Below are 13,313 nucleotides of genomic sequence, written 5' to 3'. Positions count from 1 at the left end.
GGCAACTCAAAAAACGCCAAAACCTCATAAAAGGTTTTGGCGTTTCTATGATTACCACTTTCTCCATATGGAGACGGCGGGAGTCGAACCCGCGTCCAGAAACTCCGCTACTTGAGCGTCTACGCGTGTAGCTTATCCATTTAGGTTTCGCGCAGCACTATGCCGATAAGCAGGCGTCGTGTGCGCTAACTTGGAAATCTCTTGCCGGCAGCTCAAGTTGCACTGACGACCGTATCCCACTAAAAGTGAGCTCTACCCAGCCACATGGGCGATGGATGGATAAAGCAGATCCGAGCTTACGCTGCGAATGCTAGGTTGTTGTTTGTTTTGCCAGTTACTATAAGTTACGTTGGTGACGGAGCCGATCCTCCGACGCGCGACCCAAGCCCAGATCATCCCTGTCGAATCCGTAACGTCCCCTCATTAATAAAGGAACACGGAAAAGGCTGAAACGGCCTTGTGTGTTATATATTCATTATAAGACAAGATTGGTCAGCATTCAAGCTTAACGACTGCGTTCCTTCAGGGCCCGGTCGATTTCGCGCTTGGCGTCTTTTTTCTTCAGGTCCTGGCGCTTGTCGTAGTTCTTCTTCCCTTTCCCGATGCCGATCAGTACTTTGGCATAGCCGTCCTTCAAATACATCTTGAGTGGGACGATCGCAGCTCCTTGTACTTTCGAAACGCCGAGCAAATGATTGATCTGCTTCTTATGCAACAACAGCTTGCGGACGCGTGTCGGGTCGTGGTTGAAGATATTCCCTTGTTCATACGGCGCGATGTGCATGTTCGAAATCCACGCTTCGCCGTTCCGGATGCGGACGAACGCGTCGACAATCTGCACTTTGCCATTCCGTGCGGATTTGATTTCCGTCCCCTGGAGGACGATTCCAGCTTCAATGGTTTCTTCGATGAAAAAATCAAACCCAGCCTTCTTGTTTTGTGCGATTACTTTTCCTTCACCTTTTGCCATAAACCTTCACCTCTATACAGTCAGGAAAGAGCGGCCGGAGCCGCTTCTTCACTTTTTCTTCTTGCGTCTTTGCTGTTTCTTCGCGATGCCTTCGTAATATTTCTTCTTCTGGCTCTTCGGTTTGCCTGAACGGTCGCCTTCTTTCTTGCGATCACGTCCGCCGCCTGAACCCGCGCTTTCTTTCTTCGTAGCACGGATGACCGTCGGTTTGTCTTTCCGGTCGCGGCGCTGTGATGGCTTCATGCCGACGATTTCGAAATCGATCGTCCCTTCTTCCGGCTTCACACTCATAACGCGGATGGAAACTTCATCCCCGATGCGGAACTGACGCTTCGTGCGCTCCCCGATCATCATCATCTGGCGATCATCGAAACGGTAATAATCATCCGTCAAATTGGAGACGTGGACAAGTCCTTCGATCGTATTCTCCAGTTCGATGAACAAGCCGAAATTCGTCACTGAAGAAACGATGCCTTCAAACTCTTCGCCGACTTTATCAGCCATAAATTGCGATTTCTTCAGTGCATCCGTATCACGTTCCGCTTCGACTGCGCGTCGCTCACGGTCCGATGTATGCTCAGCGATCTCATCCAGGTTCGCTTCCCAATGACGAATCGTTGCTGCCGATAAGTCCTTCTCGATGATATATGTTCGGATTAGCCGGTGGACGATCAAGTCAGGGTAACGCCGGATCGGTGACGTGAAATGGGTGTAAAAGTCCGTCGACAAGCCGAAGTGCCCCAGGCTCTCCGACGAGTATTTCGCTTGCTGCATCGAACGCAGAAGCATCGTCGAAACAACCGGTTCTTCAGGGAGTCCTTCGATTGAACGGATGATTTCCTGCAGGGCACCCGGGTGGATTTCGTTGCCGCTGCCTTTCACAACGATTCCGAAGTTCGTGATGAACTCGAAAAAGCGCTGCAATTTTTCCGGTTTCGGATCTTCGTGGATCCGGTAGATTGCCGGTACTTCCATGCGGTGGAAATGCTCTGCCACCGTTTCGTTCGCTGCCAGCATGAATTCTTCGATCAGACGCTCTGCAACCGTCCGTTCGCGCACTTCGATATCGACCGGATAGCCTTCTTCATCGACAATGACTTTCGATTCTTTGAAGTCGAAGTCGATTGCACCACGGCGCATACGTTTCGTACGTAAAATCTCGGCAAGGTTCTTCATATGCTCGAACATCGGGACAAGTGCCGCGTACTTCTCTTTCAGCTCCTGGTTATCCTGTTCAAGGATTTCGTACACATCTTTGTACGTCATACGGGCTGTCGTATTGATGACGCTTTGGAAAATATCATGCGAGATGACTTCTCCGCGGCTGTTGAAGATCATTTCACAAGACAATGTCAGACGGTCTACACTCGGATTAAGCGAGCAAATTCCGTTCGACAGACGGTGTGGAATCATCGGAATGACACGATCCGTCAAGTAGATGCTCGTCGCACGGTCGTATGCTTCGCCGTCGATCGGCGAATCCACCGTTACGTAGTGGCTGACGTCCGCGATATGGACGCCAAGCTTGTATGTACCGTCTTCAAGCTGCTCGACTTGTACTGCATCATCCAGGTCCTTCGCATCTGCCCCATCGATTGTGACGATCTGTTCGTTGCGCAAGTCGCGGCGTCCCTCGATGTCTTTCGGGTCGATTTCATCCGGAACACTGTTTGCATGATCCAAAACTTCCGGTGGGAATTCCGTCTCGATGCCGTATTTATGGATGATCGATAGGATATCCACACCCGGATCGTTTTTGTGCCCAAGAATTTGTGTGACCATCCCGGTTGCCGATTTTCTTCCTTCCGGCCAGCCAGTGATTTCGACGACGACTTTATGCCCTTCAATGGCGCCGAGTGTATCGCCTTTCGCGATGAACACGTCCATGTTCATCTTCTTATCATCCGGCACAACGAAGCCGAAGCCGCGGTTGTCCTGGAATGTGCCGACGACCTTTGTCGTACCGCGCTCCAAAATGCGGATGACCGTTCCTTCACGGCGGTCACCGGATGAATTCTCCGAGATGCGCACCATGACTGTGTCGCCATTCACAGCGCCATTCGTTTCAGTCGGCGGGACGAAAATATCATCCATCGTTTTATCTTCCTGTTCAACGAAGCCGAAGCCGCGCTGGTGCCCGATGAATTTCCCGCGCATCAAGTTCATGCGTTCCGGCACACCGTAGCGATCCGAACGTGAACGGACGAGTGTTCCGCGCTCTTCCATGCGGACCAATGTCTTGATCAGTTCCTTGAATTCTTCTGCATTCTCAAAACCAAATTGTTCTTCGATTTCTTGCACCGTGAGTGGCTTATAGGCATCATCGCGCATGAATGTGAGCAATCGCTGCTCTAACGTCTGTTGATCTTTGTTCAAACAAAACCCCTCCTGATGGGCTGCTTACACACTCCACTCCAAGGATTCCAAAAACGCGAAGATGTCTTCGTGCAATTGCTCCTTTTCTTTATCGAGTGTAATGACATGCCCTGATTGTTCGTACCATTTCAATTCTTTCTGGAAAGATTCAGCTTCATCAAAGATGATGTTCGCAGACTCCGGATTGATGACATCATCCAGTCTGCCTTGCACGACCAAGAGCGGTGCATAGACATGGTCGACGTGGTCTTTGACGTCCGCTACCAATTGCTGCAAATCCTTCAGCGAATCCATCGGTTTTTCTTTGAACTTCTTCATCTCTTCTTCGATAACCGCTGCTTCTTTTCCTTCATATTTCTTATATTCCCTCGCGTATTTCACGACCCCTTCATACATGAGATCCGTCGTTTTCATGAACATCGGCGCGCACATGGTCACGAGACCTTTTACAGGATACGTATACCCTGTTTTCAAGGTGAATACTCCGCCGAGCGATAACCCCGCCACTGCGATTTCTTCGTAACCCGCCTCTTTCAATTGATTGTATGCCGCTTCGACATCCTGCCACCAGTCTGCAGGTCCTGTCTTTACCAATTCCTCGGGTGCTACACCATGCCCTTTGTAATGAGGTGCGAGCGATGTGTACCCTTTCTTTTCAAGGAAACGTCCGAGCATCCGGACATCCGCCGAATTTCCAGTGAACCCATGCAGCAACAATACCGCACGCGGCCCAGCTTCAAAGAAAAATGGCTTTGGCTGTGAAACTCTCATCATGATTCCTCCTCTAAAAAGTTCGTATAAAAAGAAAACGCCCAACCAGATTGGTCAGGCGATGTCATTATCTGAATTAAACTTTTGTTACCGCAAGGGCAAGGATAAAGAATAGGACAGCTAGGACAATCGTGATCCGGTGAAGAACCAAATCGATACCACGAGCCTTCTGCTTGCCGAAAAGTTGCTCCGCTCCTCCAGAGATGGCTCCCGAAAGACCTGCACTTTTACCCGATTGCAATAAGACAACGACGATTAATGCGAGTGATACGATCACCAGTAGAACCATTAGTAACGTATGCATCATTTCCACCTCCTGCAAAGAACATGCACAACATCATTAAGTTTATCACGACAACGTTGTGGTGACAATAGTGTTCATGCAGTGGGTTGCATTATTTTTTAATATTATAGAAAGTTTTGACGCCTGCGTAATAAGCCGTGCTGTTCAATTGGTCTTCGATGCGCAGCAACTGGTTATACTTCGCGACACGGTCCGTACGTGACGGAGCACCTGTTTTGATCTGGCCAGCGTTCGTCGCAACTGCGATGTCCGCGATCGTGACGTCTTCCGATTCACCTGAACGGTGGGAGATGACTGCTGTGTAACCAGCGCGTTTCGCCATTTCAATCGCATCGAACGTTTCAGTCAACGTACCGATTTGGTTGACTTTGATCAAGATCGAGTTGCTGACGCCTTCTTCGATCCCTTGTGCCAATTTCTTCGTGTTCGTTACGAACAAGTCGTCTCCGACAAGCTGTACTTTTTCACCGATGCGCTCTGTCAGAAGCTTGTGGCCAGCCCAGTCGTTCTCGTCAAGGCCGTCTTCAATTGAAACGATCGGGTATTTCTCGCAAAGCTCGGCATACCACTCGACCATTTCTTCAGAAGTCTTGACTGTGTTATCGCCTGGCAAGTTGTATACGCCTTTTTCTTTGTCATACAGCTCAGATGAAGCGACATCCATTGCGAGCAATACGTCTTCGCCGGCTTTCAAGCCAGTTTTTTCGATTGCTTCCATGATTGTTTGCAGTGCTTCTTCGTTCGAGCCGAGGTTCGGTGCGAAACCGCCTTCGTCCCCGACAGATGTGTTGTAGCCTTTTTCTTTCAAAACGGATTTCAAGTTATGGAAAATCTCCGCACCCATGCGGACTGCGTGGCGGAATGTTTCCGCTCCGACCGGCATAACCATGAATTCCTGGATATCGACGTTGTTGTCTGCGTGCTCTCCGCCATTCAAGATGTTCATCATCGGTACCGGCAATTGTTTCGCGTTTACACCGCCCAAGTATTGGTAAAGCGGCAGATCCAAGTAATCAGCAGCTGCATGTGCGACTGCCATTGACACACCAAGGATCGCGTTCGCGCCAAGACGGCCTTTGTTGTCTGTCCCGTCAAGATCGATCAACGCGTGGTCGATTGATACTTGGTCAAGAACCGAGTAATGACCGACAAGCTCTTCAGCGATTTCGTTGTTGACGTGCTCGACTGCTTTCAAAACACCTTTGCCAAGGTAACGGCCTTTGTCGCCGTCACGCAGTTCGACTGCTTCGTGCTCACCTGTAGATGCGCCTGAAGGGACAATTGCGCGGCCGAATGCTCCGCTTTCCGTGAATACTTCCACCTCGACTGTCGGGTTTCCTCGTGAATCCAATACCTCGCGTGCGATGATATCCGAAATGATTGTCATATTACCCAGCTCCTCTTCAATTAAAATAATGGTCTTCCTGTCATTTGTTCGGGTTGTTCGATTTCCAGTAATTTCAGGACGGTCGGTGCCAGGTCCGCAAGAATGCCGTCCGTGCGAAGGACAACACCTGTTTTCGTGACAATGACCGGCACTTGGTTCGTCGTGTGTGCTGTCATCGGCGCACCGTCGATCGTCACGACTTCATCGGCATTGCCGTGATCCGCTGTGACGATTGCGTAACCGCCTTGTGCTTGAATGGCATCCACCACTTTGCCGAGACATTCATCGACGACTTCCACTGCACGGATCGTCGGCGCAAGCATGCCGCTGTGACCGACCATATCCGGGTTTGCGAAGTTTAGGATGATGGCATCGTGTGCGCCAGCTTCGATTTGTTCGACGAGTTTACCTGTCACTTCGAAGGCACTCATCTCCGGCTGCAGATCATATGTTGCCACTTTCGGCGAGTCGACAAGAATGCGGTCTTCCCCAGGGAATACCTCTTCACGCCCCCCACTCATAAAAAATGTCACGTGTGGATATTTTTCCGTCTCGGCGATGCGCAGCTGCTTCAAGCCGTTCGCTGCCACAACTTCACCAATCGTATTTTCCAAGTTCAGCGTGTCATAGGCGATCACCGTCGCCAGCTCTTCGCTGTATGGCGTGAACGACACGAACTCCAAGTTCCGTGGGTGCTTCACACTTCGTTCGAAGCCGTCGAACTTCGGATTGATCATCGCCGATGTCAGTTGAATCGCACGGTCCGGACGGAAGTTGAAGAAGATGACTGAATCTCCTTCATCGATCGTCGCGACTGGGCCGTCTTCTTCGACGATCGCAAACGGTACGACGAACTCATCCGCTACATCGAGACTGTATGAGTGCTCGATGCCAGCGTTCGCAGTCGGTGCAGTATTACCTACACCGTCGACAAGCGCCTGATAAGCGAGTTCGACGCGTTCCCATCGCTTGTCACGGTCCATCGCGTAATAACGCCCGCTGATCGAAGCGAATTTTCCGATACCGATTTCCTTCATGCGCTGCTCCGCTTCCTCAACGTAACGAAGCGCTGTACGCGGCCCAACATCGCGTCCGTCAAGGAATCCGTGTACATATACTTGTTCAAGTCCTTGTTGCTTCGCAAGCTCCAAAAGAGCGAACAGGTGATGGAAATGGCTATGGACACCACCGTCCGACAGAAGTCCCATCAAGTGCAAGTTCGTCCCTTTCGCCTTTGCCTGTGCAACAGCTGCAAGGAACGCCTGGTTGTTGAAAAAGTCGCCATCTTTGATGGACTTGTTGATACGTGTCAAATTTTGGTAAACGATACGGCCAGCTCCGATGTTCAAATGCCCCACTTCGGAATTGCCCATTTGCCCTTCAGGCAGCCCCACCGCTTCCCCTGATGCTGTCAGCAATTCGTGCGGGAACGTGTTCCAGAGCTTGTCGAAATTTGGTGTCGCAGCTTGCGCCACCGCATTGCCGAATAGCTCTTCACGGCTCCCATAGCCGTCCAAGATAATGAGTGCGACCGGTTTTTTAGTTCGCTGCATTCAGACCGGCCTCCACGAGTTGGTTGAATGAATCCGTTTCGAGGGACGCACCGCCGACGAGGGCTCCGTCGATATGCTCCGTTGCTAGCAACTCACCAATGTTTGCGGGCTTCACGCTGCCACCGTAAAGGATGCGTGTTGCTTGTGCCGTCTCTGCATTGTATAGGTTCGCAACTTTTTCACGGATCACACCGCATACTTCGTTGGCATCTTGGGATGTAGCCGTTTTGCCTGTGCCGATCGCCCAGATCGGTTCGTATGCGATGACCGCATTAACCACTTCGTCTGCTGATAGGCCTTCTAGTGCCGCTTCGATTTGTGCGCTGACCACATCACCGGTGCTCCCGCTTTCGCGCTGCTCCAGTGATTCGCCTACGCAAAGAATTGCGCGAAGGTCGTTGTTCGCTGCCGCATGCATCTTCGCGTTGACCGTCTGATCTGTTTCAGCGAAGTATTGGCGCCGTTCGGAGTGTCCGATAATGACGTGTGTCACCCCAACACTGTTCAGTTGCACCGGGCTCACTTCTCCCGTAAATGCACCTTCTGTTTCGCTGTGCATCGTCTGTGCACCGATCTGGATCGAGCTGTCTTTCGCAGACTCCACAAGCTGTGCCAAGTAAAGTGCTGGTGCACATACGACCGCTTCCACCTTATCGGGATCGAATGTTTTATTTTTCACAGCTTCCATGAAGTCAGCCGCTTCTGCTGCGGTTTTATACATTTTCCAGTTTCCTGCTATCATCGGTTTTCTCAAAACAACCACTCCTCTCACTTATCAGTTAATGCGCTGACGCCTGGCAGGTCTTTCCCTTCCATGAATTCAAGGGAAGCGCCACCGCCTGTTGAAATATGGTCCATCTTGTCAGCCACTTTGAATTGTTCGACCGCTGCTGCAGAGTCTCCGCCGCCAATGATCGTGTAGCCTTCTGTCCCAGCCATTGCGTCCGCTACCGTTTTCGTCCCTGTCTCGAATGCTTCCATTTCGAACACACCCATCGGTCCGTTCCAGATGATCAGTTTCGATTCCTTGATCACTTCCGCATAGCGCTTCGCCGTCTCCGGTCCGATATCCAGACCCATCCAGCCTTGTGGAATCGAATCGATTGCGACTGTTTTCGTTTCTGCGTCACTTGCGAATCGGTCCGCAACCGTCACATCAACTGGCAAATGCAGTTGCACGCCGCGATCTTTCGCTTTTTGGATGAATGACTTCGCGAGCTCCAGCTTGTCTTCTTCAAGCAATGAATCCCCGATATCATGGCCTTGCGCTTTCGTGAATGTATACGACAAGCCGCCGCCGATCAACAGGTGATCGACTTTCTCCAGCAAGTAATCGATGACATCGATCTTGTCTTTCACTTTCGCACCGCCGATGATAGCTGTGAACGGACGTTCCGGCTCTGACAATGCTTTGCCGAGTACCGACAATTCCTTCTCAAGAAGTAGACCTGAGACTGCCGTCAAGTGCTGTGCGATTCCTGCAGTCGATGCATGCGCACGGTGTGCCGCGCCGAATGCATCATTGACGAAGACGTCTGCGAGTGCTGCGAATGCTTTCGCAAGTTCTGGATCGTTCTTTTCTTCCCCAGCGTGGAAGCGGACGTTCTCAAGCAGGACGATGTCGCCTTCCGCCATTTCCGCGACCGCTTTCTCGACGCTTTCCCCAATGGATTCGTCGAGTGCTTTCACCGGTTTGCCGAGAAGCTCTGCCAGACGTTCACCTGCCGCTGCAAGGCGCATCTCTTCGTTGACTTGGCCTTTCGGACGCCCGAGATGGCTCGCCAAAATGACTTTCGCTCCTTGCTCCTGCAAGTACTCGATTGTCGGGACAGCAGCGCGGATGCGCGTGTCGTCCGTGACTTTTCCTTCCTTCATCGGTACGTTGAAATCCACGCGGCAAAAGACGCGTTGCCCTTTCAACTCTACATCCTTCATCGTCATTTTCTGCATGTTGAAACCTCCCGTATTTAAATAAAAAATAAGAGGCGGGGTAAGCACCCCGCCTCTTTTACCCTCTTTTATTATAGAGGTTCAGGGGGAATTAAGCTATCTTCAAACCCCTTTTTTATACATGTGCAAAGCTAGGTCGATACAGCGTCCAGAGTAGCCTGATTCGTTGTCGTACCATGCTAGTACCTTCACCATATTGCCGCCAAGCGCCATTGTTGATGCACCGTCGATTGTCGAAGAGGCAGTGTTGCCGTTATAGTCAGCAGAAACGAGTGGAAGTTCAGTGTATTCCAAGTAACCTTTCAACGGGCCATCGACTGCTTCTTTCAAAGCGTTGTTGACATCTTCAACAGATGCTTCTGTCTCAAGCTCTGCAACAAGGTCGATCAAAGAAACGTTCGGCGTCGGAACGCGGATCGCCATTCCATCGATCTTGCCTTTCAATTCCGGAAGTACTTCTGCTACAGCAGTTGCTGCACCAGTTGTTGTTGGAATCATTGACTCAGCAGCTGCGCGTGCGCGGCGGTAGTCTGAGTGTGGTGAGTCAAGAAGGATCTGGTCATTCGTGTATGAGTGGATTGTTGTCATCATCGCACGTTTGATTCCGAATTTCTCGTTCAATACTTTAGACATGCCCGCAAGACCGTTTGTCGTACATGATGCATTCGATACGACTTTGTCTGTTTCCGGGTTGTAGTCTTCGTGGTTAACGCCCATTACAAGCGTCTTCATGCCGCTCTTACCTGGCGCAGAAAGGATGACTTTCTTTGCGCCAGCTTCGATGTGCTTACTAGCAGATTTCTCATCGCGGAAAATTCCTGTCGATTCAAGGACGATATCCACACCAAGCTCACCCCACGGCAAGTTCGCTGGATCTTTCTCAGAGAATACGCGGAATGATTTACCTGCAACTGTGATCGTATCGCCATCAACCGTCACTTCTTCATTCAACGTGCCGTGTACCGAGTCATATTTAAGCAAGTGTGCAAGCATCGCTGCATCCGTCAAATCGTTGACTGCCACCACTTCGATCTCTTCGTTCTGCAAAGCCTGTCTGAATACTACGCGTCCAATACGTCCAAATCCGTTAATTGCCATTTTCAAAGCCATTTATAGTTCCTCCTCTGTTTTGGTTAACGCAATAATTGAATCCGCTGCACCTTCGTCTGTAACAAGAATCGTCTGCTTCGGCGCGTTCTTGAAATAGGAGACGATCGCCTCCGCTTTCGAACTACCGCCTGCAACCGCTAAAAGTACAGCAGCGTTATTTACTTGTCTCAATTGAATTCCCGCTGTCCGGAGACGATAAACAACTTCTCCTCCGCGGTCGAAATAATAGCCGAACGCTTCTGAAACTGCGCCGCCCTGTTTGAGCGTCTCAAGTTCTTCCTCAGTGGCGTTACGCCGCTTTGCGAGGTCGAATGCGTTGCCGATGCCGTGGACGACCACTTCCGCTTCATCATAAAGCGTGATCATGTCTTTGATCATCGGTTCGTTCATCAATGTTTCAAATGCACCGGGACTCAATTGATCCGGTACATAAAGCGTTTTGACTGTGCCGCCTACTTTATCCGCGAATGCAGAAGCGATCATATTCGCCTGGTGTCCCGCCTCGCCTCCAAGTCCGCCTCGCGCTGCGAGAAATCGGATGGTCGGTTGAAGCTTTGCAGTAGTCAGTTCTGTACCAATCGCGGCGATTGTACTGCCGCCGGTGACTGCCACAGTGCGATACGTTTGGAACAATGCTTCCAATACTTCTGCCGCTTCCCTGCCGATCTGCGCTTTGGCAGCGACTTGTTCGTCACTGTCATGTGGCACGACGATGACACGGGCGATGCCGAGTGCTTCTCGGACAGCAGCTTCTTTCTCTGCCATTCCTGCAAGTTCATGGACGAATGACTTCAATTCCCGAAGCACATCCACGCCTCCATCTGTCACGACCATTCCACCGGCTTCCATCCGGATCAATCTTTGATCCCTCAAGATTTCGGTTTCTCTCCTGACGTCACGTTCCTTCCATTCAGAAAGTCCGGTCAGCGTCCGTCTTCCGACAGGCTGTTCGAGCTCGATCATTTCGAGCATCCGGTAACGCTGCAGGAGCAGGCCTTCCATTTCAGGAAATAATTTTTGCTGTGCTGAAAAAATGGATTCCATTTTACCGCCTCGCTTAGGGTTGTATTTTAACCCAGTATATAATTTATTATCCCACTAAATTCATTGTAACGAATCGTATATAAGAATGCAATACATCTGTTCAGCTCTTCCGACAAAAAAGAAAGACTGCTCAGCGGGCGATGAAAACCCGTCAGGCAGTCTTTCTTCAATCGATTAACGCTTCAATCAAATCGGCATAGCCGATATTGCCGTACAGCACGATTTCTCCGTCCCTTTCCAAGACAGGAATCATTAGCATGTACTTCTCGTGCAGCACATCGTCTCGTTCGATGTTCACTTCGTTCCATTCCACCGGAAAATCTTCTTGCACGAGACCGAGCATCAATTTCGCCTCTTCGCATAGTCCACATTCAGGCCGTGTGTACAACGTAAACATCCCGAACACCTTCCATTCAATAGACATAAAAAAGGCGAAGGAAAACGGATTGTTTTCCTTCGCCTTCCTGTATGAATCGCTTATTTGTTTTCAGACATTTTGCTGCGTGTGATGATTTGGTCAACCAAACCATATTCTTTCGCACGTTCAGCTGTCATGAAATTGTCGCGGTCTGTATCTTTCGCGATTACGTCAAGCGGCTGACCCGTACGCTCTGAAAGAATTTCGTTCAACTTTTCGCGAAGGTGCAAGATGCGTTTCGCTGCGATTTCGATTTCCGTCGCTTGTCCTTGTGCGCCACCAAGTGGTTGGTGAATCATCACTTCAGCGTTCGGAAGTGCAAAGCGTTTGCCTTTTGTACCAGCTGCAAGAAGGAATGCTCCCATCGAAGCAGCCATTCCGATACAGATCGTCTGGACGTCCGGACGGATGAATTGCATCGTATCGTAAATTGCCATGCCGGCTGTAATGCTGCCGCCTGGTGAGTTGATGTAGATGGAAATATCTTTTTCTGGATCTTCCGCTTCAAGGAATAGAAGCTGAGCAACGATCGAGTTTGCTACGTTGTCGTCGATTCCGCTCCCAAGCATGATAACGCGGTCTTTCAGCAAGCGTGAGTAGATGTCATACGCACGTTCCCCGCGACTCGTTTGTTCAATTACTGTAGGCACTAAGTTCATAGATAAATCCTCCTCGTCTGAATAAGTTTTTCTAAATTGCTGAATGTCTCAGCTGTATTCCTATCATACACATGATGGTCAATGAAGGTCAAATATAACGATTCGTAAATAAGAGCTTGTATTTCTGCCGGAAATTTTATATAATGGAAAAGTCGTTAACCGGCACATGCCCTCGTAGTGTAATGGATCACACGCAAGATTCCGGTTCTTGAAATGGGGGTTCGATTCCCTCCGAGGGTATACATAAGTATATAAAAACAGCTCTGCATGTCCATTGTGATATGCGGGGCTGTTTTTGTTTTGACGAAACGTGATACGCATCCGAGTTTATAATTATCTTCGTCCTTGCATAACCGGCATTCGTTCCCAGATAACCGGCGTCCTTTCTTAGGTAACCGCTGTTTATCTTTAGATAACCCACGTTCTGCTGAAACCCTCCCATAAAAAATCCGCCCCGACAAAGTCATATTGCATAACTTTGCCGAGACGGCCCATCGTTTTCTTATGCTTCTTTATCGACAAGCGCCACAAGTGCATCGACCGCTCCGCCTTCGTCCGAACCGTCGGCAGAGATTACGACGTCCGTGCCTTTACTGATCGCAAGGCTCATGATGCCCATGATGCTTTTCGCGTTGACTTTCTTCTCGCCTTTTTCCAAGTACACATCAGCGCTGAAGCGGTTTGCCTCCTGCACGAATAATGCTGCCTGCCTTGCCTGCAAGCCTGAGTTCAATTGCACTTTCACTTGTTTTTCCACCATATGAACTGTTC

The 13,313-nt window shown here is 50.1% G+C and carries 13 protein-coding genes, 1 tRNA gene and 1 other RNA gene; 1 reads left to right on the top strand and 14 read right to left on the bottom strand.

The features are described from left to right. Positions 1–65: 65 nt before the first annotated feature. The 13 genes from ssrA to clpP all read right to left on the bottom strand — a co-directional run bounded on the left by ssrA (position 66) and on the right by clpP (position 12,587). Positions 66–420, bottom strand: a transfer-messenger RNA (tmRNA) gene (gene ssrA, locus GIW82_RS11715). A gap of 85 nt (positions 421–505) precedes the next feature. Continuing rightward, positions 506–970, bottom strand: a complete 465-nt coding sequence (gene smpB / locus GIW82_RS11710; RefSeq protein WP_154750132.1) for an SsrA-binding protein SmpB — start codon at positions 968–970, stop codon at positions 506–508. A gap of 48 nt (positions 971–1,018) precedes the next feature. Next, positions 1,019–3,301, bottom strand: coding sequence for a ribonuclease R (gene rnr, locus GIW82_RS11705; protein ID WP_230309383.1), 2,283 nt, complete (start codon positions 3,299–3,301; stop codon positions 1,019–1,021). A 69-nt stretch (positions 3,302–3,370) separates the two neighbouring features. After that, complete coding sequence (locus GIW82_RS11700; protein WP_304608896.1) at positions 3,371–4,120, bottom strand: alpha/beta hydrolase; 750 nt, start codon at positions 4,118–4,120, stop codon at positions 3,371–3,373. A 73-nt stretch (positions 4,121–4,193) separates the two neighbouring features. Further along, positions 4,194–4,421, bottom strand: coding sequence for a preprotein translocase subunit SecG (gene secG / locus GIW82_RS11695; protein ID WP_154750129.1), 228 nt, complete (start codon positions 4,419–4,421; stop codon positions 4,194–4,196). A gap of 91 nt (positions 4,422–4,512) precedes the next feature. After that, entirely contained in the window at positions 4,513–5,808 is a 1,296-nt protein-coding gene (eno, locus tag GIW82_RS11690; protein ID WP_154750128.1) for a phosphopyruvate hydratase, read from the bottom strand. Between the two features lie 20 nt (positions 5,809–5,828). Next, on the bottom strand, positions 5,829–7,361 hold the full coding sequence (gene gpmI, locus GIW82_RS11685) for a 2,3-bisphosphoglycerate-independent phosphoglycerate mutase (protein ID WP_154750127.1): 1,533 nt from the start codon (positions 7,359–7,361) through the stop codon (positions 5,829–5,831). Continuing rightward, positions 7,348–8,115, bottom strand: coding sequence for a triose-phosphate isomerase (gene tpiA, locus GIW82_RS11680; protein WP_154750126.1), 768 nt, complete (start codon positions 8,113–8,115; stop codon positions 7,348–7,350). Before tpiA ends, gpmI begins: the two co-directional genes overlap by 14 nt. A gap of 14 nt (positions 8,116–8,129) precedes the next feature. Continuing rightward, complete coding sequence (locus tag GIW82_RS11675) at positions 8,130–9,311, bottom strand: phosphoglycerate kinase (RefSeq protein WP_154750125.1); 1,182 nt, start codon at positions 9,309–9,311, stop codon at positions 8,130–8,132. Positions 9,312–9,413: 102 nt separating this feature from the next. After that, a complete protein-coding gene (gene gap / locus GIW82_RS11670) occupies positions 9,414–10,421 on the bottom strand; it encodes a type I glyceraldehyde-3-phosphate dehydrogenase (RefSeq protein ID WP_154750124.1) in 1,008 nt (335 codons plus the stop codon). Beyond that, entirely contained in the window at positions 10,422–11,465 is a 1,044-nt protein-coding gene (locus GIW82_RS11665) for a sugar-binding transcriptional regulator (RefSeq protein WP_154750123.1), read from the bottom strand. A 166-nt stretch (positions 11,466–11,631) separates the two neighbouring features. Then, entirely contained in the window at positions 11,632–11,889 is a 258-nt protein-coding gene (locus GIW82_RS11660) for a glutaredoxin family protein (protein ID WP_370456219.1), read from the bottom strand. Between the two features lie 53 nt (positions 11,890–11,942). Beyond that, positions 11,943–12,587, bottom strand: a complete 645-nt coding sequence (clpP, locus tag GIW82_RS11655) for an ATP-dependent Clp endopeptidase proteolytic subunit ClpP (RefSeq protein ID WP_370456225.1) — start codon at positions 12,585–12,587, stop codon at positions 11,943–11,945. Between the two features lie 123 nt (positions 12,588–12,710). Between clpP and GIW82_RS11650 the strand changes: the two genes are divergently transcribed. Continuing rightward, a tRNA-Arg gene (locus GIW82_RS11650) sits at positions 12,711–12,782 on the top strand. A 262-nt stretch (positions 12,783–13,044) separates the two neighbouring features. On the opposite strand, the gene GIW82_RS11645 is transcribed toward GIW82_RS11650, so the two are convergent. Continuing rightward, positions 13,045–13,302 carry an HPr family phosphocarrier protein gene (locus tag GIW82_RS11645; RefSeq protein ID WP_154750120.1) on the bottom strand — a complete coding sequence of 86 codons (258 nt, stop codon included), beginning with the start codon at positions 13,300–13,302 and terminating at the stop codon, positions 13,045–13,047. Between the last annotated feature and the right edge of the window lie 11 nt (positions 13,303–13,313).

The sequence above is a fragment of the Planomicrobium sp. YIM 101495 genome (genome assembly GCF_009707665.1).
Lineage (GTDB): Bacteria > Bacillota > Bacilli > Bacillales_A > Planococcaceae > Planococcus.
Note: the sequence above shows the minus strand (reverse complement) of the source record. Positions and strands in the feature narration are given on the sequence as shown.